Here is a 26,064-nt window from a genome sequence, read left to right on the forward strand (position 1 = left end):
AACGGGGTCATTTAATATTAATTAGGGGGCTGGTGATTGTTATGAAAGTAAAAGTTTAAAGATCTCATCCTGTGTTAAAACATAATCGGCAGCACCTAAATTTATAGCTGCCTTTGGCATTTCGGCCATTTCCGCGTCGCCGGGCTCCTGCGCTATGGTAAGGCTGCCGCTTTTCTTTAATTTCAATAAGCCTTTGGCGCCATCCTGGTTGGCTCCCGACAGCAATATCGCCATGCACCTGTCGCCATAAACCTCGGCGGCGCTTTCAAAAGTAACATCAATTGATGGTTTTGAATACCATACCGGTTCCGAAACATCCAGGCTAAAATAACCGCCGGGTTCAATTAAGGTATGATAGTTTGCCGGGGCAATATACATAGTGTCCGTTTTAAGAATATCCTTGTCCTCAATTTCGCGCATGTACATACGACTGTTCTCGGCAAATAGTTTTTCTATTTCGCTGAAAAAATTTTTTTTCCTGTGTATGATAAGAATTACGGTTTTCCCCAGTTTTTCGGGAAGATCTTTTATGATCCGGAATAAAATTTTGAACGAGCCTGCCGATCCGCCCAATAATACGATCTGGGCGGCGTGCCATCTTTCCAGTAACTTCTTATCAGGTCCCAACTTTTTGGTAAATGTTTTCTTTTTGGTTGATCACCTTAAACTTGCTCTTAAACGAATCTGACCGGATAGTTTCTTTACTGCCAAGGCATAAATAACCCAGCGGACAAAGGCTTTTATAAAACAGGTCAAGGATCCGTTCCTGCAGGTACGTTTCAAAATAAATAAAAACATTCCGGCAACTTATCATCTGAAACTCATTAAATACGGTATCAGATATTAAATTATGCACCGAAAACAGTGTATTTTGTTTTAACTCATTGTGTATCGACGCAGCATCGTACAAAATGGTAAAATGATCTGTAATTGAACCTTTTAAATCAGTGTATTGATAATTTTCTGCGTAGCTTTTTATATTACGCAAACTGTAGATCCCTTTGCGGGCCTCCTTTAAAACCTCGGTATTGATATCCGTACCGTATATGAACGACTTTTTGCCCAAACCGGCCTCGTTCAGCAATATGGCCATAGAGTAAACCTCTTCGCCCGTTGAGCAGCCTGCACTCCAGATTTTGACGTGCTGATAGGTTGAAAGATATGGAACAACCTGTGAGTTAACCGCACGATAGAATGAAGGATCGCGGAACATCTCGGTTACGTTAACCGTAATCTCTTCCAGGAAATTCTGAAAAAAATCCGCATCATTAATAAGCACATGTTTAAGGTCATAAAACTCAAACTTGTTGAGCAGCATAATACGGGTCAACCTCCGTTTTAATGAAGCTTTGGTATAACCCGAAAAATCAAAGCCATGAACCTTTTTTACAATATCAATAAGTTCATGAACCTGTGCATGTGATATAATTCCCTGCTCTGTGTCCATAACTAACTTTCAAGCCAAAGCTGCATCAGCGATATCAGCCTGTCCATGTCGACCGGTTTTGTGATATAATCATTGGCGCCGGCCGCTATACATTTTTCGCGGTCGTCTTTCATTGCTTTTGCAGTTAAGGCTATTACGGGTAATTTAGCCCATTTGTTTTGCTTACGGATATGCCTGGTAGCCTCATAGCCATCCATTTTAGGCATCATGATATCCATAAGCACTATGTCAATATCCTTTATATCCTCAAGTTTAGCTATGGCTTCTTCACCATCATTAGCTATCTCTACATTGAGGTCATAGCTTTGCAGGGCGCTGCTCAGCGCAAAAATATTGCGCATGTCGTCATCAACAATGAGCACCTTCTTGCCTTTAATGGCATCCTTGCCTTTAGTTAGTGTTTTAGGTTTGGGCGATGATGGTGCCTGCTGTGCCGGGGCAATCGCCGTTTCGCTGATCTTGTTCAGGAACAGGTTAACCTCATCAATCAGCCTGTCGGATGATTTATTGGTTTTAACCACCATGGCGTTGGCATAGTGCATTAGCCTGTTTACCGATGTTTTATCAAGCTCCATTGCTGTATTGATAATAACCGGAAGCGAAGCAAAGCGGTCAACCTCTTTGATCTTATCCAGCAAATCCAAGCCCGAAATATCAGGCAGGTTAAGATCAAGGATCACACACTGGTACTCGTTTTCATGCAACATCCTGAATGCCGATTCGCCGTCAAAAGCCTGGTCGACGGTGATACCCTGGCCCTGCATTAGGTCTTTCAAAGCCTGGCTCTGGGCTTTGTGATCTTCAACCAGCAGGATCTGTTTAAACCTGGTGCCGCTTTGTACCATGATATCGGCAAAAAGTTTATCCAGCGTTTCGGTGTTGATAGGCTTTTTCATGAAGTTGATAGCACCTTCCCGGCGTACGCGGTTTGCCGCGGCATCCCCGGCCGACATCAGGTGAACCGGAATGTGCATTGTATCCTCATCATTCTTTAACTCCTTCAAAATCTGCCAGCCGTCTTTACCCGGCAGCATAATATCCAGGATCACCGCATCGGGTTTGGCTTCCTTCACAATTTCAACCGCCCGGGTACCCTCATATACCATAATTGATTTATAACCATGATCGCGGGCATAATCCTGCAATATGTTTGCAAAGTTTTTATCATCCTCAACAATTACAACCAAGGGTTCTTTACCGGGGTCACGCGGGGCAGCTTTAACCGGGCTCAGGAACTCTGTTACAGGTTTAAAAGTTTCGGCAGTTGGCAATACCTCTTCAATTAAGGTGGCGGGTGTTAATTTAGCTTCATAAGGCACGGTAAGTACAAATTCGCTGCCTATGCCCGGCTCACTGCTCAGGGTTATGCTGCCGCCTAAAAGGAAAGCAAGTTCGCGGCTTATAGACAAACCTAAACCGGTACCGCCATATTTACGGCTTGTTGAACCATCGGCCTGCTGAAATGCCTCAAATATTACTTTTTGCTTATCCGCAGGGATCCCGATACCCGAATCTTTGATAGCAAAGCTGATGGTTTTATCTTTAATACCCGGCTTTACATTGATAGCGATAGAACCATTTTCAGAAGTAAACTTAAACGCGTTACTTAACAGGTTTTTGATCACCTGTTCTATGCGTACCTTATCGGTAAATATGGTTTGCGGCAGTTGCCTGTCTATATTTGTTGTATAATTAATTTTTTTGTTGCTGGCTACTTCGGCAAACAGCATTTCCATATCGCCAACAATATCGCTTACCTTAATATCCTCATTTTGCATATCCAGCTTGCCCGATTCAATTTTGGAAAGGTCGAGGATATCATTGATCAAAGTAAGCAGGTCATTACCGGCGTTGAAGATAACGCTGGCATATTTGATCTGGTCTTCAGAAAGATTGGCAGGCTTGTTATCTTTAAGTATCCGTGCCAGTACCAGGATACTGTTAAGCGGCGTGCGCAGCTCATGGCTCATGTTGGCCAAAAACTCCGATTTGTATTTACCCGTGGTTTCCAGTTCCTCAACCTTAAGATTGATAGCCTGGCGGGCCTGTTCAATGGCCTGGTTTTTTTCTTCAAGCAAACTGGCTTTTTCTTCCAGTTCGGCATTGGTGGTACGCAGTTCTTCCTGCTGTACCCGGAGCTCTTCTTCTGAGGCTTGCAGCTCTTCAGTTTTTTGAACAAGCTCCTCATTGGTAACCCGCAGTTCTTCCTGTTGTGCTTCCAGCTCTTCGGCCTGCTGCTGGGTTTCCTCGTACAGGTCGTGCATAATAGTACGCGCCTGCGATGTATTAACAGCTATACCTATATCATTAGCGATAGCTAAAATGTATTCTGATTTATTTTTCGAGATCCCTTCATTAAAAGCAACCTCCATTACTCCTTTAAGCTTTTTATCAAAAAAGAAAGGTATGATAAATGATTCGGCCAGTTCAGTTTTTAATACCGATGATGAAAGCTCAAGCTTATCGTTCAGTTTACCTTTTACAACCGCCGCTTTACCATCCTTAGCTACCTGGCCAAGCCAGCCTTCGGTCATTTGTACCGACTTTTTAACAAAATCAGGATTGTGGAACGCGTATGAAGCATAAAACTCAAGCCTGTTGCTTGCTTCGTTATAAAGGTAAAATGTACCTGCCGCGGCATTGGTATAGGTACAAACTTCGGTTAATATATTATTGGATAATTCTTTTTCAACCTGCTGGCCCTGCATTTTTTCATTAAGCTGACCGGTTCCGGTGAGCAGCCAGTTTTTGGCTTCGTTATCGGCAAGCACTTTTCCAAGTTCAATATTAGCAACCCTGATTTCGTCCTCAATTTTCTTTTGTTGATCGAAAGTTTTTTGAATGTAGAAGAACAGCATGAGGATGATGAACAGGAAAACCAATGAACCGCATGCGATTACGATCTTGGCAAAGGTTGATGCCTCCTGCGAATTTTCTTTCCTATTGGCAAGCAATCTCTCCTCTGTGTTGGTCATGTGGTCGATCAGCATTCTGACCTGATCCATATTTTCCTTGCCATTTACAAACATGTTGCGCTGCACCATGTAATCAAGCCCCTGGCTATCGCGCGTTTCAACATTGGTTTTAAGGATCAGCAATTGCTCCTTCACGAGCTTATTGATTGAATCGACGCGTTTTACCTGCACAGGGTTATCCTTCACCATGTCTTTTAGCGTGGCCAGGTCATCGGCTACTTTAGGTAAAGCGGCATTATACGGTTCAAGAAATACCTTTTTAGCGGTAGCTCCATAACCACGCATGCCTGTTTCGGCATTAATTAACTCCTGCAATAAACTTGTTGAAGTACGGATCACCCTTTGAGTATGATTAACCCAGGTGTTATCCTCCTCGAATTGGCGCAGGCTGTTAAAAGACAAGATGCCCACCACAAAAACAAGAATGATTGATACTACAAAGCCAGCTAAAACCTGCTGGCGGAAGGAAAACTTTAACATTAGGTATCCGTATTAATCTGAATTACAAATATGTTTAAAAAAAGCTGTAATGTTAATATTACAGCTAATTAAACATACCAGGAATATTAATTTACTGTCGTAGTATCGGTAGTGTTTGAGATAAAAACTTTAGGGCGGCTGCTCAAAGCGCCGATCAAAGCCAAAACAGGGCCAGCAAACATCACATACCAACCCCATTGAAATTTAAGCTGGCTGGTTAAAAACCTGTTAATGCCTTTAAACGGAATAAAGCTAAATGCCGAATTTACTTTAAAAATGGCAGCAACCAGCAACAGTACAACAAGTACTACCGACAGCCAGGCCGCCACACGCATAATCTTAGCCTGGTTAAGGAACGATACAATAATGCCAACAACAGCCACCAACAAAAGTACCAGCCCGTAAGGTTGGTTAAGCTTGTAAATATTCCAGCTGGTTACGTGGAATACCCGCAGCAGCGGGCAGTAGGTTGCAGCAAAAAGCAATGCAAAACCTGCAAATGATAAAATTGAGCTAAGGCGCATATTTAGGTTGTTATTTTTGTGTTATTTCCATTTTATCGGCAAAGTGGGCACAATAGTCGCGCAGGTCTTCAACAATATTTTTCTCGCCGGTTGCACGTAAAAAGCTGTCGCCCATGGTTTGCAGGGTTTCATAAAAAAATCGCTTCATCTCATCAACAGGCATATCTTTTGTCCAAAGGTCAATGCGCAGGGTATTTTTATAGCTTTGGTCCCACAGGGCAAGCATCATTGATTTTACAGGCAACGCCTCTTTGTTGGTTGAGTCGGTCGATTCCCAAAGAATGTGCTCAGGAACATTATTATCATCAAGCGTAACGGTAAGCTTTATTTCAGCGGTTTTCATTTCAAATTTTATTTAACAAGTAAGAATATAATTATAACCAGAACGATGAAGAAGGTCTCCACCATCCATATTTTTTTGGTTTCGATAAAAAAGTTGCGGAACATGATATCAATCACAAAAACCACGAAGGCAAACAATAAAAAGATCCAGCCTATGGTGCCACCCCAGTGTTCAAGCGGGCGTCCGGCCATACCAGCCCCATAAATAAAAACATAGGCTGCTACCGCCACCAAAAACGCGGTAAAAAAGTTTAAAGGGGTAAATCTGAATTTCATTGATGGAGCTTAGTGTCTTTTTTTGCTTTTGGATGATCGGCCTGTACCCTGCCTTGCTGCTTTTGAGCCGTATTTAGCTTTATCCTTATTGGCATCAAACTTTTTGCGCTGGTTAAGGGATTTCTTTTCGTGGAAGGCGCCTTTAAAATCGGGGTCTTCTTTGCGCTTTTGCATATCTATTTCCCGCGCCTGGTCCTGCCTTTCCTCATATGGGGTTTCTTCAATAAACACATCGTCGGGGATACGCTCAACGGGAATGGTTTGCTTGATGAGTTTCTCAATCTTGCGGATATAATACTCTTCAGACGGTGTAGCAAAAGTAATGGCTTCGCCCGATTGCAACGCACGACCTGTACGACCGATCCTGTGTACATAATCCTCATACACCACCGGTACATCAAAATTGATCACATGGCTTACATCGCTAACATCAATACCTCGCGATGCCACATCGGTAGCCACCAATATCTTCACATCGTCGTTTTTGAATGAATTGATGGAGTTGATGCGCGTATTTTGCCCTTTATTGGCGTGCAGCACTTTCACTTCTTCTTCGCCAAATTTGCGGGTCAGAAATTTAAATACATCCTCGGCCACTGCACGGGTTTTACAAAAAACAATCAGTTTGGTGATCTCCCCCTCGTTATCGAGCAACCTTTTAAGCAGGTTGATTTTGGTTTTGATATTGGGCACATGGTATAAATGCTGATTAACCGTTTGCGCCGGCGTAGCCTGCGGGGTAACCTCAATAACCGTAGGAAATTCCAGGAAGTTAGCCGAAAGCTGGTGCACCTTCTCGCTCATGGTAGCCGAAAAAAGCAGGTTTTGCCTTTTCACCGGCACTACTTCCAATATCCGGTTTATCTGGGGCATAAAGCCCATATCCATCATTTTATCGGCCTCGTCAAGCACCAACACCTGTAATGGCTTGGTCATGATATGCCCGGCAAGGTAAATATCCATAAAACGGCCGGGCGTTGCCACAATAATGTCGACACCCTTTTTTACCTGCTCTATTTGTGTTTTGGGGCCAATACCTCCGTAAAGTAAAACAACCCGTAAATCGGTATAAGCGGCAAATGCTTTAATGTTTTCCTCAATCTGCATGGCCAGTTCACGCGTCGGCGAAATAATCAACGCCCGGGCATGTTCGCCCTGCGCATATTTAAGCTTCATAATGATGGGCAATACGTAGGCCGCGGTTTTACCGGTTCCTGTTTGCGCTATACCCATTACATCCTGTCCGTTCAATATCGGCGGAATAGCTTTTTGCTGAATAGGCGTAGCTTCGGTATAACCGGCATCGGCTATAGCGTTTAAAATTTGCCGGTTAAATTTAAGATCTTCAAAGGTTACTGCCATGCCGCAAAGATAGGCTTTTTGTTGAAGTAGGAACAATGCGGAAAGTGCGAGTCAGGAAAGTAAGAACCAGGAAACAAGAAGAGCGCATCGTTCACAAGTAATCATCGCTGGGTACAAATCAATGGGGGACCTCTAAATTTCCCAAAAGTGAAGCCTTCAGAAAAGTAAACACCCCCCACCTGAGGTGGAGGGTGGGTGAGGCCAACTACTGCTTTTACAGCAATAATGACTTTTACATGAGAAAATTTAGCCGTTGTATACCGCAGCAAACTCCCTGGCAAAATCCTGCAAACTCACCTTACCGGACGATACAGGCCTATGCTTATCATAATCCTCCCAGATTTTTCCGCTTTTTACAGCTGTGCCCATTTCAACAAAGTTGCGGGTCATTTCAGGAGGAACGCCTGCCTGTGATAAGCCTTCTGCAAGCTGTTCATCAGTAAACTCAATCCATGGCAAGTTAGGGTTGCCGATTGCCTCACCTAAAATTGCAGCTGCCTTGCCGGGTGTCGACTCTTCGCTTACAATGTAGCGTATGCTTTTACCAGTAAAATCCTTTTGCAACTCTTCTGCTATTGCGGCTGCAATATCTTTAGGATGTACCATGATCAGTCTTGCATCTGCAGGATAATTTGATCCAAGGATACCCTGGTGCTTGATAAGCGGGATATTACTGAAAAAATTGATATAGAAGAATGGTGCACGGATAAATTTAACGGCCACACCATCTAATCCGCTCAAAACACCTTCAACATCGTGAATGCCTTTTATAGGGCCTACGCCGCTATCCAAATGCGCACCTATGCTGCTTAATGCAACTACTTTTTTTATACCCGAGCGTTTGATAGCTTCGGCATAGCTTTTACCTGTTTCGTTTTGGTATGCCCTTAAACTTTCGGCACTAAAGCTTGGCGGCACCATGGCGTAAAGCGCATCGGCACCAGTAAATGTTTGTGTTAAGAAATCAGCATCGGCTAATGAACCTATTGCTGCTTTAGCGCCTAATGATTCTATCTCGGCTACCTTATCGGCATTGCTGCTAATTACTGTTACGTTATGCCCTGCGACTATTAAAGTTTGTGTTAAAGGTTTGCTTATATTGCCTGTTGAACCTGTTACTATAATTTTCATAATGTTTTTGTTTTTATTGAAAGCAAAGGTATTTTTACACTTACTTTTTTACAAGTACTTACCCTAAAGTATGTATTACCATGACTGCGATAAAAGAAAGCTCAACCATACAGGAAAACAAACAAGCCGCATTTAAAGAATGCCCGGTAACTTATGTTATGGAACGCATAGGTGGATATTGGAAACCGATCATTTTGTTTCACCTCTTAGCCGGAAGCAAGCGTTACAGCGAGCTAAAAAAATCTATCCCAACCATCACCGAAAAAATGTTGATCCAGCACCTGAAACAACTGGAAGCAGACGGACTGCTGATCAGGGAATCCAAACCGGTTGTACCGCCCCATGTAACCTACCGGCTCAGCGAATCAGGCATGGAATTGCGGCCGGTAATGTACGCAATGGCAACATGGGCAGTGAAGGACAGCGAGGCGAGCGGTAATGCAATTTACAGAAGTTTAGGAGAGTTTCCATCTGAAGAAACTTTTGCCAAAATGTAAAAACGAATAGAATGACTTACGACTTTTACGCGATTAAACAAGACCAAATTGACTTACTCGATTTTATTTTGACCGAGACTAAACTTCAAATTATTGATCATTATTCTGCTTATGACGAAGAGGTGCTTCGTTATACATCGGCAACAGATATAACCGCAAAATTTGATTTATACAACGGAGGCTCTTTTGGATTAAATTTCGCATTATGGTCACCGGAGTTTAAGGGGCAACCTGTTTTCGAAAAAATCAATCTTGATCCTAAGCGCTGTAAAGGGCATACGTTCCGGTACTCAACCATGGGTTGGGGGTTGATACGACTTTATCTGGGACAAATTAAGGGGAACGTACTTAGCAAATCACACATCGGGCATTTTAATGAGAAAGGTGCAATTGGTCATGAATTACCCAACTCAATTATGGGACCGGCAAGTGTATGGAATTGGGAGGAAATCAATAAAGCCTCGCGGAAACTAAAATACCACATCCATAACAAAATGGCCGTTAAAAAGACTGGAACATACGGTATATTGAAAAATGCCGAAATACTGGAGCAACAGGGCTTCATGCTTCAGTAGTTTACCTTCAAAACTTACAAAGTTTTAAAAACTTCGTAAGTTTGAGCTCAATCAACAAATCCGAAATCGAATATCCCAAATCCGAAATTTCAAAACATGTCTACAATTCTGATAAAAGCAGCCGCCATAGTTAACGAGCATAAACAATACGTTGCCGACATATTGATCAAAGATGGTTTGATAGACCGTATCGACTCAGTTATCGACCACAAGGCAGATGAAGTGATTAATGCAGAAGGACTGCATTTGTTACCTGGCTGCATCGACGACCAGGTGCACTTCCGCGAGCCGGGCTTAACTTATAAGGCCGATATTTATTCAGAATCAAGAGCTGCTGTTGCGGGCGGCATCACTTCGTTTATGGAGATGCCAAACACCGTTCCCAACACTTTAACGCAGGAACTTTTGGAGGACAAATACCAGATCGCATCGCGCAATTCGCTGGCTAATTATTCTTTTTTTATGGGCGCGTCTAACAACAATTTAGATGAGGTTTTGCGCACCGATATCAGCAAGGTTTGCGGCATCAAAGTGTTCATGGGATCCTCTACCGGTAACATGCTTGTTGATGACCCGCACACCCTCGAAAAACTCTTCGCGCAATCACCCATGCTCATCGCTACACACTGCGAAGATGAGGCTACGATCAAGAGCAATCTTGCCCATTACAAACAACTGCTTGGCGAAAATATTCCGGTGCGGATGCATCCAAAAATCAGGAGTGCAGAGGCCTGCTATTTGTCGTCATCAATGGCGGTTGAGCTGGCAAAAAAGCACAACACTCGTTTGCATATTTTGCACATTTCTACAGAGCGGGAGACACATCTTTTTGACAACACAATTCCATTAAAAGATAAACGAATTACTGCCGAAGCCTGCATCCATCACCTTTGGTTTACCGATGCAGATTATGACACAAAAGGCAACTACATTAAGTGGAACCCGGCAGTAAAAACAGAGGCAGACCGTGATGGTATTTTACGTGCTGTACTTGATGGAAGGATTGACGTTATTGCTACCGACCACGCCCCGCATACTATAGAAGAAAAAGAGCAGCCTTACCTGCAGGCGCCATCCGGCGGCCCATTGGTTCAGCATGCTTTGCCAGCCATGCTTGAGCTGTATCACCATGGTAAAATAAGCCTCGAGCAAATTGCAGAAAAAATGGCGCATAACGTAGCTACCCTCTTTCAAATAGAAAAACGCGGCTTCATCCGCGAAGGTTATTGGGCCGACCTGGTATTGGTTAACCTCAACAAACCATGGAACGTAAATAAAAGCAATATCCTGTATAAATGTAACTGGAGCCCCTTTGAAGGCAATACTTTCCGTTCGCAGGTAGCTTATACTTTGATATCGGGAAACCTGGCATATGCGAATGGAAGTCTTATTGAAGGTAAAGCCGGCAAGCGCTTGACTTTTAACAGGTAATATTAATTACAATTTATAAAATTTTAGAAATTACAGAATTTTCTGGAGTTTAAACGTTATATTCTTTTAACTAAAAAGTCATGCCGAATTTATTTCGGCACCTCACAAGCAAGATTCCACGCGGCTCTTCTGATGGGGTGCTGAAACAAGTTCAGCATGACGATAGTTAGTTATTCACTCCCACAAAAACCTCTACCTCGGCATTATCAGCATTTTGTGACCTTTCTCCATATACGTCGAAATCGGCCATATACCTCCTGTCGATATCACTGGTCCAGACCTGGTGCCAGGTTTCGCCTACCGACTGCGGCAGTGCACCCTTAGCCACGTACCGGTTATAACTTCCGGGCGGCACGGTAATGCAGATAAGCCCTTCAGGTATATTGTCTTTAGTAGCTACCTTACAACCAAGTACTGTGGTATAAAAGCCGTTCTCATCGCTTTCATAATCGGTGTAAACACAATAAATATCATCACTAAGACGGTTCACCACCTGCTGTAAAACCGCTTCACTCATAAACCAGTTCCAAAGCCCTGCTATATCTTTCATTGCCTGCCCGTTTTGGTTTGTAGTACGTACCGAAATCCCAACTAAATAGAAACCTTTTATTGTTACTTTATCCATTTTCGGAGTTATTACTATTGGTTATATTGACTTATAATCAACTTTTTTACAAATAATTATAATGATTATATAAATTATTAATTTAATATTATAATTACTCTATCAGTTTCCTCAATTCTTCAAAAATCCCCTTCCAGTTTTGTTCTGAATGCGCTTTAGCTTCCTCGTTTTTTACGTTGTCCTGGGTAACAGTAAGTTCAGTCTCGCCATTATTTTCGGTGAGGTTGTAGGTAACATTGGCATAGTTTTCGGGCTTGTCGTCAGTGCCACTCATGCTGCTCCAGTAGCTGTATTTTACAAATGTGCCCGGATCAATGTCCAGTATAGTTCCATGGTCTTCATACTTTTTACCCCCCCACTCCCCGCTGAATTTTATGGGCTCCCCTACCCTCCAGCTCGATTCAAGATCGGTACCAAAAAAATATTTTTTCACCATAGCAGGATCAGTCAGGCCTTGCCAAACTTTAGCCATCGGGGCTTTAAATTTTACCTGCACATTTACTGTTAATTTTTCCATAACGTAGCCTTATTTAATAGTGGTTGTTTTGCAGTGATCATTTGTTCCTTTATCTTCTTAAAATCTGCGCCGGGAACTTCAAAAAATCCAAACCTGAAGTTGTATCCCCACGCTTTTTTGTTGGTAATAAAATCGAGTTCGTCAATCATCGGGGCTATCGGAACTTCGGCACATTCGTAGTAATTTACATTGCGGCGATATGGGATAAAATCAATAGCCATTTGCTTCTGATAAATATCCTCGTCACGCACCTGGCCAATGGCTGTAAAAGCCTGCAAAGGCTCATTGCCGTTCATCTTTTGTTTGGGCGAATATACCGCCACCCAGTCGCCAACTTCCATACGTTTAAGCGGCGCCAGTTTACCATGATTGGCCTGAATAAATCCCCCGGAAATGCCACGGCCAATGTGATCTTTTGATACTACTATTATCCAATGTTTCATAAGTGTATGGTTTAAATTAACCGCAAAAACACGACCAATAAAAGCCCTGCCCCTGCCATTATGAAACAAAGTAACAACGCGCTGGTGACAGCCTTATGTCAGCAGGAAAAAAGAAAAGAAATTAATTTATTTTTTGTGCTATGGTTGCGGTGATTTCACGCACACGCTGCAGCAAGGTGTCGGGTTTGATGATCTCGGCACGGTCGCCAAAGGTCATATACCATCGGGCAAAACCTTCCAATGAGATGGTCAAAAAAGTCATCTCAATTTTATTTCCTACAGTTTTCTCAGATACAAAACCGCCATAGTATTTTTGATGATCAAGATAGCTGTGAATCTCCTTGTCAACTTTTATCACCACCTGTTCAAGCTGCTTTTCGCAGGCCATTTTGTCAATATAATCTTTTAGCGTAGGGTGCTTACTGTTTACATAACTTTTATCGGTAACCACCAGCTTCCTGATACGGTCTATCCTGAAATCGCGATAGTCACTACGCAGACGGCAGTAGGCTATCAGGTGCCAGAAACTATCCAGAAAAAAAACGCCTACCGGTTCAACTTCGCGTTTGGTATTTTCCTGTGAGTGGGCGGCAAAGTAATCAATGCTCATGATCTTTTTACAGATAATGCAATCCAGTATGGTTTGGATATGATCGGTACTTCCGGCCCTTTTCTGACTATGGCTTTTCAATACTTCTATGCTCCCGTCAAGGTTTTCCAGGGCATCTTTTTCAGATGATTTGAGAATAGCCCTCACCTTGTACATGGCCGACTGGTACTGTGCCATGGTTGAGGTATCTGTAAGCTTTTCAACAAACTTTTCGGCGGTTAAAAAAGCTGTGGCTTCCTCGCGGGTAAACATTACCGGGGGCAGGCGATAACCATCCATAATAGAGTAGCCAACCCCGGCTTCTCCTATTAGGGGGATGCCCGCTTCTTCCAGCGTTTTTATGTCGCGGTAAACCGTACGCAGGCTAATATTGAACCTATCGGCAATATCACCGGCCTTTACTACCCTGCGTGATTGTAGTTGGATCAAAATGGCTGATATTCGGTCGATGCGGTTCATGGCGTCCAAATTAAATAAAAAACAATTTACCTTTGATTAATATTTATCTACAATATGGCCGTTCAACCAGAAGAAAAGATCATAACGTTTGAAACCTATTATGATGTGATGCTTGCTCATATCATCCGCACCAAACTGGAAGGTTATGGTATCCCCTGCTTTATTGCCGATGAAAACACCATTGGTTCCAATCCTCTTTATAACCAGGCTGTAGGCGGCATTAAACTCAAAATATTTGAGCGCGACCTGGAGCGATGCCGGGAGATTTTAGCCGCCGAAGGTGACCTGCACGACCAGGACCATATTGAAATTGATGACGAAACGCTTAATGCCGTGATTTGCCCTTATTGTGGCTCAACCAATGTACGTTATGGTTCAGCAACCGAAAAAAAGGTTCATTGGTTCACCGCCATCATCTCATTTTTATTGATGATATTCCCTTTTTATAGCCGCAAAGCATGGCATTGTTTTAATTGCCAGCGGGATTTTGAATAGCTTTTTTCAAAGTCGAAAGTCTTAAGTCGCGAGTCAAAAGTCTTCATTTTTATAACCCGATAGGGTCTTAACTTAAAACTCAAGAGTTACGACTTCAGACTGAAGACTTAGAACTTATGACTTAAAACTGTTTTTCATATATTAGCGGTATGTACAACCGCCGTAAGTTCATTAAATTATCCGCCGCAGGTGCTTCATTTGCAGCGCTTTCTAAATCTGCCATCGCAAAAACTGTCATATCAAAGCCCGAAGGCGGTTATCCTATTGTAATTTCAACCTGGGATTTTGGCATTATAGCCAACAAAGGAGCCTGGAAAGTATTATCAGCCGGAGGCCGCGCGCTCGACGCCATCGAAGCCGGGGCCCGCATTCCTGAAGCCGAAGATATTACCAATCATACTGTAGGCCGCACCGGCCTGCCCGATCGTGACGGACATGTAACCCTCGACTCATGTATTATGGACGAGTTTGGCAACTGTGGCTCGGTAGCTGCCATGGAGAATATAGCCCACCCTATTTCGGTAGCCCGTTTGGTGATGGAGAAAACCCCTCACGTAATGCTGGTTGGCGAAGGTGCTACCCAGTTTGCCGTTGAGCAGGGTATGAAAAAAGAAAAACTGTTAACCCCCGAAACAGAAAAGATCTGGAAGGAGTGGCTTAAAAAAGCTCAGTACAGCCCCGTTATGAATATCGAAAACGGCGGTAAACCGGGCAATAAATACAACCATGATACCATTGGTATGCTTGCTATTGACGCCAAAGGCAACATCTCAGGAGGATGTACTACCAGCGGCATGGCCTTTAAGTTGCATGGCCGCGTTGGTGATAGCCCGATTATAGGTGCCGGCCTTTATGTAGATAATGAAGTTGGCGGAGCAACATCAACTGGTGTTGGTGAGGAGGTGATCCGCAATGTGGGCAGCTTCTTGGTGGTTGAATTAATGCGCCAGGGTTTATCGCCCGAGGATGCCTGCAAGGAAGCTGTAAACCGCATTATCAAAAAGAAGCCCGAAATAGCTAAAAAGATCCAGGTAGGATTTTTAGCCATCAATAAAAAAGGCGAATATGGTGCCTATGCTATACAAAGTGGTTTTTCATACGCCGTTTGTAATGCGCAACAACAGGACCTGTTAATACCTGGCAAGAGTTATTATAAATAGATTTATTTGGTTCATGGTTGATAGATCATGGTTCATGGCGAAAAGCTATTAGGACGTTGGGTTAAATAGAGGGATCTGGCTATGAACTATCAACTATGATCCATGAACTAAAAAACATAAAAGAAAAATGTATCAACCCGTATCGCTCGAAGTTTGTGCTAATTCGGTAACATCGGCCCTGGCGGCCAGGAGGGCGGCGCTGTGCGTGTTGAACTTTGTGAAAATTTGAAGGATGGCGGCACCACCCCATCGCACGGCACCATATTAATGGCCCGCAGCCTGCTCCATATCAAGCTGTATGTGCTCATCCGCCGCGCGGTGGTGATTTTTTGTACAATGATATGGAGTACAAGCTCATGATGGCCGATATCAGGTATTGTATTGATGCCGGTTGCGACGGTGTTGTAATAGGTATTCTTAAAGAAGATGGCTCTATCGATATAGAACGCTGTACCGAAATGGTACGCCTTGCCCGGCAATGGGGCCTGGGTGTAACGTTCCACCGGGCTTTCGATATGTGTGCCGATCAGCATAAAGCCCTTGAAGAAATTATTGAAATGGGCTGCGAGCGCGTGCTTACCTCAGGAGGCAAAAGCACGGCTATTGAAGGTGCCAGCAATTTGAACCGCCTTGTTGAACAAGCCGCCGACCGTATCAGTATTATGCCCGGCAGTGGCGTGAGCGAAGCAAATGTGGCCGACCTCATACATTTTACCGGGGTAAAAGAAGTTCACTCATCGGCAAGGATCAAGGTTGCCAGTAAAATGAAGTTTCATAATGAAAGTATTATGATGAGCGCCGAAGCCGGGGATGAATACAGCATTGATGTAACCGGGGTTGACCGCGTTAAGGAATTGATCAGGCTGGCTAACAGTTAAATTTATGAATAGAAAAATACTTTTTCTGTTTTTATTCCAAGTTACCGTTTTAAAAAGTTATGCCCAGCTTCAGACTTATTATCATAAAATAGAATCAGTATCTAATAATGAAAAGAGCGCTACCAGGCTTTTCCAAAGAATTGACAGCATTAAACAAACCCGGCAGCCCCATGATAGCAAAGTAACTACTTACTTTAACAGAGATGTGGATTTTGGTTATAAGCACCAGCGCATAACTGTTATTTTTAATGGATCGAATCGTTACTATGTTAATTTACTAACAATGGGCGACAGCATTCTAATTAGTTCTGTGTGCTATGATAACTCATTCTTTGGAGATCCGCTTTACGATAAACTAAATAAAAGAGAAAATCATCCAAAAATAGATACTACGAAAGTGTTGCAATACTTAAAAAGACGCAACGACTTTTACAAATCATCCAAAAACATTGAAGATTTAGTAAAAGAGTTAAATCTATATAAAATGTATGCCTTTTATTGTGGTGACGCAAGTCCTAAAACGAAGATGGGGGAATATATTGACGAGCTTGTAAAAAACAGGGATATCAAAAAACTTAAAAATCTGTTGTTCAGCTTTTGCTGCGAGGAACAAGCCTACGGCGTTGCCGGAATAAAAACTCTTCAAAAAAAGAATGTCAAAATTCCTGTTGAGATCATTCGAATAGCCTCCTATGTTAACGATAGAAAATCAGAGTTGATCACCTGTTCGGGTTGTATAGTGGGCATCATAAGTACTGATTATTAGATCAACCATCCAACTAAAAGAAAGTTACCGGCAAAACCAGCTCTATCCTATTGCGCCCTGTCCCGCCAAAAAAATCTTCGTCCAGCAGCCTGCTATATCTGATACCGAATGTGATACTGTTTTGATTAAAGAATTTGGTATCAAAATACAGGGTACCACCTGCCGACCTGAAGTTTTGCTTAAAACCGCTGCCGTCGGTAAAAAAGTTGGATGCGTTTGCATGTGTATAATCGAAAAACAAAGCTGCACGCAGGCGTAACAGGTAAAACAAATTACCGAAACCTGCATCGGGATAAGCTATCGGCAAATGATAGGTTAAGCCAACTTTATTCATATTATCCAGGTTTTCGGCAGTGTAACCTTTGGAGAAAGGAAAATCATTGGAGAAACTGATCACGTTATCTTTCCCTTTTTGCTGATGCGCCAAGCTGATCACAAAGTTGTGGTTCACAAACAAACCAGGGAAATAGAAACTTCCCGTAGCCAATAGCTGCGTTGCGCCCGATCCTGAAACTGCCGATTTATAATTGACGCCTATGCTTTGCGCAAACCGGGGATAAATATTTTTCTGTGCCTGTTGCGTTTGATTGCTAAAGCTGAAATAATTATTCAAATAGCTATATGACCGGTCGGCAAAACTGCCTTTGTAGGCTTGTTGAAAGTTGATACTGTTAAAATACAGGTCGCTGCCAAAGGTAAGACTGGTTAAGCGCTTGCCCTCACTAAAATTCAGGGGAACCCGCAAACCACCATGCACAGCAGTCTCGTTCCAGTAAACGTATTGGCCCTTATAAAAGCTCCGCCTGTCGAGTGTGTAATCGGCCCCGGCCGAAATATAGGGGAACAAAGCCCCGTAAATGGCATCGAAACCAAACTGCTTGTAGCCTTCGTTGGTATTATAATCAAAAGACAACTCGGACTGAAAAGTATTCAGCACATTCTCGCCCGTGATAGCGAATGAATAATTAGGGTCGCTGATATTGGGGATGATACTGTGAAAATTAAACAAACCATGCGCTTTGGAATAGTTAGTAACCGGCAATGGCTTATCAACTATCCCTGTTACTAAATTGACAGCCGAATCTTTTTTGAGTGCTGTGATACCCAGATCGGGCAGGTAGCGGGCGTAATCGCCGCCTGCCGCTATCCATTTTAAATCTTTTTTATTGGCCTGGTTAATCCGGTAACCATCGGCAGTAAAACCTACCCAGGCCAGTTTATTGTCGCTTACAGCAGGTTGATAATAGCCAATACCAGTGTCGTTAGCGGTAGGCAGCATCTCATAAACACTTTTATCGTTAAGCATCATTACAAACAGGCGGTCGTTTTTGCCATCGGTTTGGGTAAAGTAAAGTGTATCTTTTTTCAGGGCGATAAAACCTATCGGGCGATAACTCAGCGGCGTTAAATACGCTGTTTTACCGGTAGCAATCTCTGTAAGGGCTATCCCCATTTTACCGTCCTTATTACGTGCCGCCGATAGCAGTTTGCCATCGCCATAAAACTTAGGATACGTATAAAACAGCCCCGCGGATTTGGAATTTCCTGTTGCAGTTTCCCTGCTGTATCTAAAATGTGCAATTGACTCATTCCTGATGGATCAACCTGTACGGCAACAATACTCTGGCCATCGCACTAAAAGCAGGCGAAAAGTATTTTGCTTTTGATGTGATCCGGTGTTCCTGGCCTGTTTTTGTATCAAGCAGCATCAATTCACTATAATTACGGTAGCCCCAGCGTAAATCCGGCCGATAGGATGTATAAATTATTTTACCGTTGTGATAATCAAAATAACTATCCAATGAATAGGAACGGGTGCTGATTTTCACTTCTTTATCACCGGTTTTAACAACAAAGGCGGGCAAATGATCGTAAGTATTTTTGGCATAGATGAGCGTACTATCCTTCACAAAAGCCGGGTATTGCCGGTTGGCGTCAAAATGTTTCTTCCGTTCGGCAACGGGCTGATTGTTATCTTCGGCAAATTGCTTTTTGAAATAAGCAAACCCGTTATTTGAAAAGGTTTTGAAACTTTCGCCGGTGTATTTTTTAACAGCCCATTGAAAAGGATAAAAGCCACCGCGATAGGCCGCGGCGTCATGTGTCACGTTTTTCCATAATTCGCTTCCATATTTTTCGCGGCCGTAGGCTACCATCATGTAGCCGAGCGGGTAATGATCGGGCACATAGTCGCGGTACGAGCCATTTCGGAGCTTCATATAGCTGTAGTTTTTATCCGCCGCCCATAGCGCACGGTAACCGGTAAAAAAATAAGGCAACCGGCCCCTGCCCTGTTCGCTCACCAGGGTTTCGTTAAAAACAGCGTCGCCCTCAAAAAACCAGTTGGGTACAGCCAAATCGTTACCCAGCGCCTGCCCGCCCTCGCCAAAAATTATGCGGAGTAAATGCGACAGGCCTACATTAAAATTATTGTACTGCTGCACATGCCTGTACTCGTGAATAGCAAGTTGTTGCGGCCATGGCAGGCTGCCTATATCAAAGCTATTTTGTTCGGGAGTTAAAAAAAACTCGCTTCTGAAGGGGGCCAATCCTACATAACCGTTGGCTACAGTAGTTTGATTTTGCAATACAATACTGATTTGTTTTTGCTTAAAACCGATTGTTGGCCGGATCGGGCCGTTCATTTGCTGCACGATATTGGCAACCCTTAACCCCGCCGAATCCAAGCCGGCCGGGAATATCACCCGGGCGGGCGGTGTGTTTACCTGTTTCCATTTTATAGATGGCGGATTACCGCCAAACACCTGCGCTTTTGATAATGTAGCAGAAAGTAACAGCGCCGGAAGTATTAATTTTTGAAGCGTTTTGTAACCGGTAAACAGATGATTCATTGAGGGTGAAAGTAAGTACAAATTGTAATTTAAACAACAAGCCACTTACTGAACGCTTATGAATTTGAACTGGTATAAAACAAAAAACACCCATCAAACTGACGGGTGTAAGGACAAGGTTAAAGTTAAGGTTTAGGTTTTAAATATTATATCAATTATTATTGAAGGCAATATTAGCAACCCGTGATAGGTAATGGCAGTTCTTGTTTTGCAGGATTTAATCAACGCTTAAATCTCGACATTTAAAAACATCGCCGCAATCCGTGAAAACACGGTATTTAAAAGGGTGTTTTAACGGGGAAACAAAATTTAAAACGTGCGTTCAATGCGTTTTCAGAGGTTTGAAATTTGGGAGAGGTGCAGGAAAGAAATTTCACCTTTAGCTTACTTTCTTTCTCTTTTAGAGTGACAAAAAAAGTAAAATTGGGATTTTTTTAAAGGAAACAAAAAAGCAAATTATATATACCATCATGTTAGAGACTGTAAATTTCGTTAACAAGTTTTCATTTCAACAATTAATAGAAATAAAAATCAATTCCCTAAAGGGAAACAAAAAAGGCAAAGCGATATATAGAAGTATAAAAACAAAAACAATGATTTTAAAACAAGAACAACAACGCATTATGACAAAAAGAGAAACAATCAAACTAATAGGTGCTAATTTATGCAACCAACTGTTTGAAATTAATGGTCATTTCCAATACGGTAGAGATGAACGAACTTTTACTACTCGCTGCAAAGATGAGGATTTAAAGCAGCAGGTAAATAAAGTTTTAGAAGATTTAGCAAATGGAAAAAGGATATTAATGTGATTCACCGGCTTAATACCCCCGGTCGGTAAAGACCGGGGTACATTACTATATTTTGATGATCTTACCGCCTTTTTGCCCGGAAGGTTTAGGCGAATCATGTTTGGGAATATGTTTTACAATGTAGACAAGCGTATGGGCTATTGCGCTTATAGCTTTCACACCAAAATGTACAAAAGGCTTCATCACTTGCCAGGCATTGCTATGCTGATGCTGTACCTGGGGACCTTGTTTGCCTATCCTTTTTATATTATTAGTTGCCATAATTTTAAGTTTAAATGCCTAGTATAATAAGCATAAAAACCCTGCCACAAATCAACCCGGATAAATCAAATCCTTATTTTATAACGTTACACTACCTTTTTCTTCAGCTCAATAACTGTAACCTCCGGCCAAATACCTAACCTTCCAGAAAATGCCAGGAAACCAAAACCACGGTTTACGTACAGATACCGGTTCTTTTCACTAGCGAGGCCGGCCCAGTCAACATAACGATATTTTACCGGGCTCCACCTAAAGCCGGGAATCTCTACACCAAACTGCGCGCCGTGAGTATGGCCCGATAAGGTAAGATGAATGGTTGTTGGGTTATAACGAACCTGTTCTTCCCAATGGGTAGGGTCATGCGAAAGCAGTATTTTAAAGGCATCCCGGGGTACGTCCTGAAGCGCCTTATTCAAATCGCCTATCTGGATGAAACCTCTGCCCCAGTTTTGGATCCCGATGAGGGAGATCGATTGCCCGCCTTTTTCAATGGTGACATTTTCATCCAGCAGCAAACGATAGCCTAAGGCTTTGTGATGTTGTTTAAGCTTATCGAGGTTGGCTGCTTTTTCCTGCATGTTATCCCAATGGATATAATCACCGTAATCGTGGTTACCTAAAATGGAAAACTGTCCGTAGGGCGCTTTGATCTGCCCGAACCTTTCGATATAGGGCTCAATTTCCGATGCTGCATTATTCACCAGGTCGCCGGTAAAAACAAACAGGTCGCTTTTTTGCGCTTTAGCCAGGTCGATACCGCTTTGCATAGCCTCGGTATTATCAAAACTTCCGGAATGGATGTCAGAAAGCTGGGTGATGGTAAAGCCATCGAAGGCATCGGGCAAATCATCAAAATAAAGAGTGGTTTTATGCAGCTTATAATCGTATTTACCTTTAAGCATGGCATAAAAAAACGAAGTAAAAGGCACGGCAGCCGCCAGTACCGCTATTTCACTGATGAACTTACGCCGGCCCGGAAAAGCCGGCTGCCCGGCAACCCTGCCCGAACCACTGATCAAGTTGAATACACCTACGAAAAACCGCCCCAGATCGCCGAGGGATAGCACGATTATGAAAACCAATTTGGTAATAAAAAACGTCAGGAACAGGCTTAGCATCCACTCATGAAACGGGCGCATGCCGCTTGCTGTACTAAAAGCGCCAAAGCCAATTAAAAACAACGCAGTTACACCAACAGATGTGATCAGATACCCCCATAAAACAACATTGCGCCACAGGTTTGATTGCCAGTCGGCAGTTAAGGTTTTAAGGCCGGAATGGATGTACCAATCAAACAACAAACTAATCAACGCAATAATTGCGAATACCTTCAAAAAACCACTACTGTGCATATAAATACGTATAAGACTGCAATTTAAAAAAGTAAAGGTAATTAGAGGGTAAAATTGCTGATGCAGGCCAGGTTTAAAGATTTTGAGAAAGACGGGAAATTACTTCATGCAAAAATAAAGACCAATAATCAATAGTATTTGGATACAAATTGCTGCAGAAAGGCGTTTAAAACCATTCATTTTGGACGGGATAAATATATATACTGCCCAGGATAACAAAAATACAGCCAGTGCCAGACCTCCAACTATTAAAAGATTTGGGCCTTCAGGGTCATTAAAAAAAAAGAACAGCAACCTGGAGCAAATGATAGCCATGACCGCCAACATTATTAACGAAACCTGTTTTGACCTGAAATATAAGTTTGTTGTGTTTTTACCCATGACCTTAAGATGAGTATTACACAAATATAACAATGCAAGCAGAGATTCTTCATCTGTTTATTTATCGATGTATTTTAGTTTCAAACCAGGACGCCACTGTAAAATTATGATCGCAATTGGTAAATACTAAGTTCCTCTCATCCAATTTATCTACTTTTAAACCCTTATCTCACACCTCAAATGAATCTAAAATATCTGCTGCTATCAGCTCCACTTTTATTAGCGTTACAGGCATTCGCCCAGAATAAAACTACGGATACTGTTTTCTTTGAAGATTTTAATAAACCAACCCTCAACAGGAGCAGGTGGAATGTTGAAGTTACGGGCAACACTGTTAATGACGAGCAGCAGGCCTATGTTGATTCGGCGGCTACCATTTATATGATAGATGGTAAAGCCGAAGGTGCCGAACATGGCGCGCTTGTTTTAAAGGCTTTATATAAACCCGGCTTTACCAGTAAAGAGCAGCGTAAATATGATTTCATTTCAGGCCGCATTAATACCCGAGCTAAAATGGAGTTTACATATGGTACGGCCTCATGCAGAATGAAAATGGCGGCAGGCGCAGGCCTATGGCCAGCCTTTTGGCTGCTGGGAAACGGTAAATGGCCCAATTGCGGCGAAATTGACGTAATGGAAACTGTAGGCGACTCGAGCTGGGTAAGCCATGCTTTACATGGCCCCGGCTATTTTGGCGATACACCGCTTGCAAAACGTGTATTTTTCCCCGCAGGCATTGATGTTACCCAGTGGCATGTATATTCGGTAGACTGGTTGCCTGAGAGCCTTGTTTTTAAGGTTGATGGCAAAATCACCTATACAGTAACAAAAGCAATGGTTGAAAAATATGGCCGCTGGGCTTTTGATAATAAAAAATTCATCATCCTTAATTTTGCATTAGGTGGTGGCTATCCTGGTGGTGTTAACAAGGTTACCAAACCCTATCATGGCTTATCAGAAAATACAGTTAACAAAATAAAAGCCGGTGATGCCAAAACCATTGTCGACTGGGTGCTGATAACTAAAACTGTGATTTAATATTGTTGATACATTTGTAAAATAAAGGTTATTTAAATTTTACTTTCATAAAACATTGGTTAAATTTTATTGCCATATTTTTGAATTATTAAAAATAACATCATCTACCCATGGCAATATTAACCGTACAAATACCCGACTCAGAGATCTTTACTTTATCAAGTATAGTTGAACAGATATCAGGCAGCATCATCAAAGTTACTGCCGAAGAAGACATCAATCAGGGCGATTGCATTTTGCATAAAGACGACCTTATAATTAAAAACAAACTGGAAGGTAGCCTTCATTCACGGCACCTCTGGAACGATTGATTTTACCATAAACAATCCCGGTTTTTAAACGCCATAAACAAAACAGGCCGTGCTTTATCAGCACGGCCTGTTTTGCTGTATTTACTTGTTTTAATTATGTATAACTACACGTTCGTGTACACGAACCCTTTCGTCGTGTCGTCGCCTGTGTCGTTCCCGGTATTCGGCCGAACAGCTTGTAAAGCCCATTGCTGCTAATATTAATAATGAAATTGAGCGTGAAACAGTGGTTTTCATAGCAAATGATTTATTAGTTTTCGATAGATAAACTATGGCCAAACAGTTATCATGCCATAAGAGTGCGGCAACAAAGCGGTAAAAGGAATGTTACAGTAGGATAATCATCAGTCGATAACTATTTCGAGCGACAACTCAGCAACTCCGTCGCGCCATAACCCGGTTAATCCAAACAAACAGAAAACCGATGGCCAGAAAGGTTATAAGGATCAATAATGATATTGCTCCATAGCTGTTTGCAGCGTTAAATTAATATAAAACGATACTGTAAAACACAAACAACTATTATTATCTCCATAAATAAATAATAATCTGCAAAGGGCAGTAACATAAACCCAGTTTCATACGTATTATATTTTCATGGAGGATTTTATTCTCAATTAGCATTTTTTTAACTTTTGAGGATAAAATACGAGTACTTTAACAAGTTGATTGACCTGATAACTAATCGCAATTAAAAACTTAATTAAACGCCGGATGAAGTATGAGGGGCTATGTAAATATACCAGGATCGGTTGATTGTAACTGCTGCAAGGTTTGCGGTGCAAGACCAATAATTGTGCTGATTAAAGATATTGGATATGTAGTAAAATGCCCTGTTGATGACAGTCATTACAGGACCCATGCGGGCCTTATTGATATTAATGACTGGAATTTACACAATATCAATTGTATTAACCAAGAGGACGAAAAATTGATATTCAGTTTTCATTGAATGCTTGTGTAATTTATTTGTGCATTACTTTAACCATAATGCTAAACCTATATCTTTAGGCATTTAAACTACAAATCCTAACAATGAGATCTTTATCAATAATCTTTAAAACAGCCAAACTAACCACGTTGCTGCTGGCAATAACTCTGTTTTTGCCTGTGGTGTGCAAAGCCCAAAACGGTACCGATATTTCGCCGGTAATTGATCATATTGCCATTACTACCGGTAACCTTAAAAAAAGCACCGAATTTTATACCAAAGTATTACACCTTAAAAAAGTTGACAACCCCTTTGCAGATACCGTACACCAATGGTATAGCCTTGGCAATAATGTAAAACTACATGTTATACAGGCCGAACGCAAAGAAAAACAGGTTAAAGGCATACACCTTTGCTTCACCGTTTCGTCGGTAAAAGAGTTTGCAAAAACACTCGATCAAATGAATATCCCGTACTCAAACTGGAAAGGCGACAGTAAAGAACCTACCTACCGGGCAGATGGCGTATTGCAACTTTATTTCCAGGATCCGGATGGCTACTGGATTGAAATAAACAGCCCGGCTAAAAAATAAACCGGGCTGCAAAACAATCACTTAACTAAATTTTTGTATTTCTTTTTAAACCAATAGCCTTTCCACAGCCAAAAGCCCGAAAGTACTATTATTGGGAAGAACACCCATTTTACCGCCGCAGCCGCGTTAGGAATTTGAGCAACCGGGCCATAAATATACCCTACAACTGGTATGCTTAACAAGATATGGACCCATCGGATCAGCTTACGTTCAAGCGAGGCTGTCATTGTAAACAGGTATTAATAATCCAGCTCCTGGCAATAGATGCCGGCGTTTTGCAACAACGATTCGATGTAACGAGGCGAAAGATCCTTAGCTTCCACCCGTAAAATATTATCGCAGTCTTCCAGGTCAAAGTTCCATTGGGCTATAGCGGGTATTTTGGTTAATAAATTTTGTACCCGGCTCACCTGCCGTCTCTGCCGTACACTTGTTGCAAATACCAGTACATCCATTGTTATGTTATTTGAGGTAGATAAATATCAATTTATTTAGAACTGAAAGCGGAATGCATAAAGCTTAAAGCTGATATTCCTGATC

General features: G+C 42.2%; 30 protein-coding genes and 1 pseudogene. 12 read left to right on the forward strand and 19 right to left on the reverse strand.

Annotation, left to right across the window (positions count from 1 at the left end; translation table 11 throughout):
• Positions 1-39: 39 nt before the first annotated feature.
• From DIU38_RS14395 to DIU38_RS14430, 8 genes are all read right to left on the reverse strand, one after another.
• A complete protein-coding gene (locus tag DIU38_RS14395) occupies positions 40-627 on the reverse strand; it encodes a chemotaxis protein CheB (protein WP_112652100.1) in 588 nt (195 codons plus the stop codon).
• The gene (locus DIU38_RS14400) at positions 617-1,447 is read right to left on the reverse strand and encodes a CheR family methyltransferase (RefSeq protein ID WP_176844517.1); all 831 of its coding nucleotides are present in this window, start codon (positions 1,445-1,447) and stop codon (positions 617-619) included. Before DIU38_RS14400 ends, DIU38_RS14395 begins: the two co-directional genes overlap by 11 nt.
• A 2-nt stretch (positions 1,448-1,449) precedes the next feature.
• Entirely contained in the window at positions 1,450-4,902 is a 3,453-nt protein-coding gene (locus DIU38_RS14405) for a response regulator (protein WP_112652101.1), read from the reverse strand.
• A gap of 86 nt (positions 4,903-4,988) precedes the next feature.
• Positions 4,989-5,426, reverse strand: coding sequence for a hypothetical protein (locus DIU38_RS14410; RefSeq protein WP_112652102.1), 438 nt, complete (start codon positions 5,424-5,426; stop codon positions 4,989-4,991).
• Positions 5,427-5,436: 10 nt separating this feature from the next.
• On the reverse strand, positions 5,437-5,769 hold the full coding sequence (gldC, locus tag DIU38_RS14415) for a gliding motility protein GldC (protein WP_090524371.1): 333 nt from the start codon (positions 5,767-5,769) through the stop codon (positions 5,437-5,439).
• Positions 5,770-5,777: 8 nt separating this feature from the next.
• Complete coding sequence (locus DIU38_RS14420; protein ID WP_090524369.1) at positions 5,778-6,044, reverse strand: hypothetical protein; 267 nt, start codon at positions 6,042-6,044, stop codon at positions 5,778-5,780.
• Positions 6,045-6,053: 9 nt separating this feature from the next.
• Positions 6,054-7,406 carry a DEAD/DEAH box helicase gene (locus DIU38_RS14425; RefSeq protein WP_112652103.1) on the reverse strand — a complete coding sequence of 451 codons (1,353 nt, stop codon included), beginning with the start codon at positions 7,404-7,406 and terminating at the stop codon, positions 6,054-6,056.
• 246 nt (positions 7,407-7,652) lie between these two features.
• Positions 7,653-8,537: an NmrA family NAD(P)-binding protein gene (locus DIU38_RS14430; RefSeq protein WP_112652104.1), complete on the reverse strand. Its 885-nt coding sequence runs from the start codon at positions 8,535-8,537 to the stop codon at positions 7,653-7,655.
• Positions 8,538-8,617: 80 nt separating this feature from the next.
• Between DIU38_RS14430 and DIU38_RS14435 the strand changes: the two genes are divergently transcribed.
• From DIU38_RS14435 to DIU38_RS14445, 3 genes are all read left to right on the forward strand, one after another.
• Positions 8,618-9,034 (forward strand): winged helix-turn-helix transcriptional regulator, encoded by a 417-nt coding sequence (locus tag DIU38_RS14435; RefSeq protein WP_112652105.1) that lies wholly within the window; start codon positions 8,618-8,620, stop codon positions 9,032-9,034.
• Between the two features lie 11 nt (positions 9,035-9,045).
• Complete coding sequence (locus DIU38_RS14440) at positions 9,046-9,609, forward strand: hypothetical protein (RefSeq protein ID WP_112652106.1); 564 nt, start codon at positions 9,046-9,048, stop codon at positions 9,607-9,609.
• 96 nt (positions 9,610-9,705) lie between these two features.
• Positions 9,706-11,040 (forward strand): dihydroorotase, encoded by a 1,335-nt coding sequence (locus tag DIU38_RS14445; RefSeq protein WP_112652107.1) that lies wholly within the window; start codon positions 9,706-9,708, stop codon positions 11,038-11,040.
• A 166-nt stretch (positions 11,041-11,206) separates the two neighbouring features.
• Here DIU38_RS14445 and DIU38_RS14450 read toward each other — a convergent pair whose 3' ends face one another.
• The 4 genes from DIU38_RS14450 to DIU38_RS14465 all read right to left on the reverse strand — a co-directional run bounded on the left by DIU38_RS14450 (position 11,207) and on the right by DIU38_RS14465 (position 13,694).
• Positions 11,207-11,665 (reverse strand): GyrI-like domain-containing protein, encoded by a 459-nt coding sequence (locus tag DIU38_RS14450; protein ID WP_112652108.1) that lies wholly within the window; start codon positions 11,663-11,665, stop codon positions 11,207-11,209.
• A 94-nt stretch (positions 11,666-11,759) separates the two neighbouring features.
• Positions 11,760-12,182 carry an SRPBCC family protein gene (locus tag DIU38_RS14455; protein WP_091171350.1) on the reverse strand — a complete coding sequence of 141 codons (423 nt, stop codon included), beginning with the start codon at positions 12,180-12,182 and terminating at the stop codon, positions 11,760-11,762.
• The gene (locus DIU38_RS14460) at positions 12,170-12,625 is read right to left on the reverse strand and encodes an EVE domain-containing protein (RefSeq protein WP_090524351.1); all 456 of its coding nucleotides are present in this window, start codon (positions 12,623-12,625) and stop codon (positions 12,170-12,172) included. Before DIU38_RS14460 ends, DIU38_RS14455 begins: the two co-directional genes overlap by 13 nt.
• Before the next feature lie 121 nt (positions 12,626-12,746).
• Positions 12,747-13,694: a helix-turn-helix transcriptional regulator gene (locus tag DIU38_RS14465; protein WP_112652109.1), complete on the reverse strand. Its 948-nt coding sequence runs from the start codon at positions 13,692-13,694 to the stop codon at positions 12,747-12,749.
• A 54-nt stretch (positions 13,695-13,748) separates the two neighbouring features.
• Here DIU38_RS14465 and DIU38_RS14470 point away from each other — a divergent pair, with 54 nt between their 5' ends.
• The 4 genes and pseudogenes from DIU38_RS14470 to DIU38_RS14485 all read left to right on the forward strand — a co-directional run bounded on the left by DIU38_RS14470 (position 13,749) and on the right by DIU38_RS14485 (position 16,993).
• Positions 13,749-14,189: a putative signal transducing protein gene (locus DIU38_RS14470; protein WP_149354101.1), complete on the forward strand. Its 441-nt coding sequence runs from the start codon at positions 13,749-13,751 to the stop codon at positions 14,187-14,189.
• A gap of 149 nt (positions 14,190-14,338) precedes the next feature.
• Positions 14,339-15,349 carry a N(4)-(beta-N-acetylglucosaminyl)-L-asparaginase gene (locus DIU38_RS14475; RefSeq protein ID WP_090524345.1) on the forward strand — a complete coding sequence of 337 codons (1,011 nt, stop codon included), beginning with the start codon at positions 14,339-14,341 and terminating at the stop codon, positions 15,347-15,349.
• Positions 15,350-15,550: 201 nt separating this feature from the next.
• Positions 15,551-16,227 (forward strand): annotated as a pseudogene (locus tag DIU38_RS14480) (copper homeostasis protein CutC).
• A gap of 4 nt (positions 16,228-16,231) precedes the next feature.
• The gene (locus tag DIU38_RS14485; protein ID WP_112652111.1) at positions 16,232-16,993 is read left to right on the forward strand and encodes a hypothetical protein; all 762 of its coding nucleotides are present in this window, start codon (positions 16,232-16,234) and stop codon (positions 16,991-16,993) included.
• Between the two features lie 13 nt (positions 16,994-17,006).
• Here the strand turns inward: DIU38_RS14485 and DIU38_RS14490 are convergent, their stop codons facing one another.
• Both DIU38_RS14490 and DIU38_RS14495 read right to left on the reverse strand, forming a co-directional pair.
• Entirely contained in the window at positions 17,007-18,446 is a 1,440-nt protein-coding gene (locus DIU38_RS14490) for a hypothetical protein (protein ID WP_149354102.1), read from the reverse strand.
• A 133-nt stretch (positions 18,447-18,579) separates the two neighbouring features.
• The gene (locus DIU38_RS14495; RefSeq protein WP_149354103.1) at positions 18,580-19,845 is read right to left on the reverse strand and encodes a hypothetical protein; all 1,266 of its coding nucleotides are present in this window, start codon (positions 19,843-19,845) and stop codon (positions 18,580-18,582) included.
• A 470-nt stretch (positions 19,846-20,315) separates the two neighbouring features.
• Here DIU38_RS14495 and DIU38_RS14500 point away from each other — a divergent pair, with 470 nt between their 5' ends.
• Positions 20,316-20,657, forward strand: coding sequence for a hypothetical protein (locus DIU38_RS14500; protein ID WP_112652113.1), 342 nt, complete (start codon positions 20,316-20,318; stop codon positions 20,655-20,657).
• Positions 20,658-20,702: 45 nt separating this feature from the next.
• Here DIU38_RS14500 and DIU38_RS14505 read toward each other — a convergent pair whose 3' ends face one another.
• Both DIU38_RS14505 and DIU38_RS14510 read right to left on the reverse strand, forming a co-directional pair.
• On the reverse strand, positions 20,703-20,918 hold the full coding sequence (locus tag DIU38_RS14505; RefSeq protein WP_112652114.1) for a hypothetical protein: 216 nt from the start codon (positions 20,916-20,918) through the stop codon (positions 20,703-20,705).
• Positions 20,919-21,004: 86 nt separating this feature from the next.
• Positions 21,005-22,270 (reverse strand): metallophosphoesterase, encoded by a 1,266-nt coding sequence (locus DIU38_RS14510; protein WP_112652115.1) that lies wholly within the window; start codon positions 22,268-22,270, stop codon positions 21,005-21,007.
• A 181-nt stretch (positions 22,271-22,451) separates the two neighbouring features.
• On the opposite strand from DIU38_RS14510, the gene DIU38_RS14515 reads away from it, so the two are divergent.
• The 3 genes from DIU38_RS14515 (at position 22,452) to DIU38_RS14525 (ending at position 24,000) form a co-directional block, all read left to right on the forward strand.
• On the forward strand, positions 22,452-22,664 hold the full coding sequence (locus DIU38_RS14515) for a hypothetical protein (protein WP_112652116.1): 213 nt from the start codon (positions 22,452-22,454) through the stop codon (positions 22,662-22,664).
• 167 nt (positions 22,665-22,831) lie between these two features.
• Positions 22,832-23,689 carry a glycoside hydrolase family 16 protein gene (locus tag DIU38_RS14520; protein ID WP_112652117.1) on the forward strand — a complete coding sequence of 286 codons (858 nt, stop codon included), beginning with the start codon at positions 22,832-22,834 and terminating at the stop codon, positions 23,687-23,689.
• A gap of 110 nt (positions 23,690-23,799) precedes the next feature.
• Positions 23,800-24,000, forward strand: a complete 201-nt coding sequence (locus tag DIU38_RS14525) for a hypothetical protein (protein WP_090524329.1) — start codon at positions 23,800-23,802, stop codon at positions 23,998-24,000.
• 90 nt (positions 24,001-24,090) lie between these two features.
• Here DIU38_RS14525 and DIU38_RS33075 read toward each other — a convergent pair whose 3' ends face one another.
• Entirely contained in the window at positions 24,091-24,237 is a 147-nt protein-coding gene (locus DIU38_RS33075) for a hypothetical protein (RefSeq protein WP_167516182.1), read from the reverse strand.
• Between the two features lie 798 nt (positions 24,238-25,035).
• Between DIU38_RS33075 and DIU38_RS14530 the strand changes: the two genes are divergently transcribed.
• Complete coding sequence (locus DIU38_RS14530; protein ID WP_112652119.1) at positions 25,036-25,524, forward strand: VOC family protein; 489 nt, start codon at positions 25,036-25,038, stop codon at positions 25,522-25,524.
• A 17-nt stretch (positions 25,525-25,541) separates the two neighbouring features.
• On the opposite strand, the gene DIU38_RS14535 is transcribed toward DIU38_RS14530, so the two are convergent.
• Both DIU38_RS14535 and DIU38_RS14540 read right to left on the reverse strand, forming a co-directional pair.
• Positions 25,542-25,751: a hypothetical protein gene (locus tag DIU38_RS14535; RefSeq protein ID WP_112652120.1), complete on the reverse strand. Its 210-nt coding sequence runs from the start codon at positions 25,749-25,751 to the stop codon at positions 25,542-25,544.
• Positions 25,752-25,763: 12 nt separating this feature from the next.
• Complete coding sequence (locus tag DIU38_RS14540) at positions 25,764-25,979, reverse strand: hypothetical protein (protein WP_091171302.1); 216 nt, start codon at positions 25,977-25,979, stop codon at positions 25,764-25,766.
• Positions 25,980-26,064: the final 85 nt, after the last annotated feature.

Origin of the sequence: Mucilaginibacter metallidurans, from assembly GCF_003286435.2 — a bacterium.
In the GTDB taxonomy this organism is placed as follows: domain Bacteria; phylum Bacteroidota; class Bacteroidia; order Sphingobacteriales; family Sphingobacteriaceae; genus Mucilaginibacter; species Mucilaginibacter gossypii.

Excerpts from the sequence above, each read along its gene's own strand:
- DIU38_RS14400 (WP_176844517.1), bottom strand. The coding sequence starts at position 1,447 with ATGGACACAGAGCAGGGAATTATATCACATGCACAGGTTCATGAACTT.
- DIU38_RS14405 (WP_112652101.1), bottom strand. The coding sequence starts at position 4,902 with ATGTTAAAGTTTTCCTTCCGCCAGCAGGTTTTAGCTGGCTTTGTAGTA.
- DIU38_RS14410 (WP_112652102.1), bottom strand. The coding sequence starts at position 5,426 with ATGCGCCTTAGCTCAATTTTATCATTTGCAGGTTTTGCATTGCTTTTT.
- gldC (WP_090524371.1), bottom strand. The coding sequence starts at position 5,769 with ATGAAAACCGCTGAAATAAAGCTTACCGTTACGCTTGATGATAATAAT.
- DIU38_RS14420 (WP_090524369.1), bottom strand. The coding sequence starts at position 6,044 with ATGAAATTCAGATTTACCCCTTTAAACTTTTTTACCGCGTTTTTGGTG.
- DIU38_RS14425 (WP_112652103.1), bottom strand. The coding sequence starts at position 7,406 with ATGGCAGTAACCTTTGAAGATCTTAAATTTAACCGGCAAATTTTAAAC.
- DIU38_RS14430 (WP_112652104.1), bottom strand. The coding sequence starts at position 8,537 with ATGAAAATTATAGTAACAGGTTCAACAGGCAATATAAGCAAACCTTTA.
- DIU38_RS14435 (WP_112652105.1), top strand. The coding sequence starts at position 8,618 with ATGACTGCGATAAAAGAAAGCTCAACCATACAGGAAAACAAACAAGCC.
- DIU38_RS14440 (WP_112652106.1), top strand. The coding sequence starts at position 9,046 with ATGACTTACGACTTTTACGCGATTAAACAAGACCAAATTGACTTACTC.
- DIU38_RS14445 (WP_112652107.1), top strand. The coding sequence starts at position 9,706 with ATGTCTACAATTCTGATAAAAGCAGCCGCCATAGTTAACGAGCATAAA.
- DIU38_RS14450 (WP_112652108.1), bottom strand. The coding sequence starts at position 11,665 with ATGGATAAAGTAACAATAAAAGGTTTCTATTTAGTTGGGATTTCGGTA.
- DIU38_RS14455 (WP_091171350.1), bottom strand. The coding sequence starts at position 12,182 with ATGGAAAAATTAACAGTAAATGTGCAGGTAAAATTTAAAGCCCCGATG.
- DIU38_RS14460 (WP_090524351.1), bottom strand. The coding sequence starts at position 12,625 with ATGAAACATTGGATAATAGTAGTATCAAAAGATCACATTGGCCGTGGC.
- DIU38_RS14465 (WP_112652109.1), bottom strand. The coding sequence starts at position 13,694 with ATGAACCGCATCGACCGAATATCAGCCATTTTGATCCAACTACAATCA.
- DIU38_RS14470 (WP_149354101.1), top strand. The coding sequence starts at position 13,749 with ATGGCCGTTCAACCAGAAGAAAAGATCATAACGTTTGAAACCTATTAT.
- DIU38_RS14475 (WP_090524345.1), top strand. The coding sequence starts at position 14,339 with ATGTACAACCGCCGTAAGTTCATTAAATTATCCGCCGCAGGTGCTTCA.
- DIU38_RS14485 (WP_112652111.1), top strand. The coding sequence starts at position 16,232 with ATGAATAGAAAAATACTTTTTCTGTTTTTATTCCAAGTTACCGTTTTA.
- DIU38_RS14490 (WP_149354102.1), bottom strand. The coding sequence starts at position 18,446 with ATGGGGATAGCCCTTACAGAGATTGCTACCGGTAAAACAGCGTATTTA.
- DIU38_RS14495 (WP_149354103.1), bottom strand. The coding sequence starts at position 19,845 with ATGAATCATCTGTTTACCGGTTACAAAACGCTTCAAAAATTAATACTT.
- DIU38_RS14500 (WP_112652113.1), top strand. The coding sequence starts at position 20,316 with ATGTTAGAGACTGTAAATTTCGTTAACAAGTTTTCATTTCAACAATTA.
- DIU38_RS14505 (WP_112652114.1), bottom strand. The coding sequence starts at position 20,918 with ATGGCAACTAATAATATAAAAAGGATAGGCAAACAAGGTCCCCAGGTA.
- DIU38_RS14510 (WP_112652115.1), bottom strand. The coding sequence starts at position 22,270 with ATGCACAGTAGTGGTTTTTTGAAGGTATTCGCAATTATTGCGTTGATT.
- DIU38_RS14520 (WP_112652117.1), top strand. The coding sequence starts at position 22,832 with ATGAATCTAAAATATCTGCTGCTATCAGCTCCACTTTTATTAGCGTTA.
- DIU38_RS14525 (WP_090524329.1), top strand. The coding sequence starts at position 23,800 with ATGGCAATATTAACCGTACAAATACCCGACTCAGAGATCTTTACTTTA.
- DIU38_RS33075 (WP_167516182.1), bottom strand. The coding sequence starts at position 24,237 with ATGAAAACCACTGTTTCACGCTCAATTTCATTATTAATATTAGCAGCA.
- DIU38_RS14530 (WP_112652119.1), top strand. The coding sequence starts at position 25,036 with ATGAGATCTTTATCAATAATCTTTAAAACAGCCAAACTAACCACGTTG.
- DIU38_RS14535 (WP_112652120.1), bottom strand. The coding sequence starts at position 25,751 with ATGACAGCCTCGCTTGAACGTAAGCTGATCCGATGGGTCCATATCTTG.
- DIU38_RS14540 (WP_091171302.1), bottom strand. The coding sequence starts at position 25,979 with ATGGATGTACTGGTATTTGCAACAAGTGTACGGCAGAGACGGCAGGTG.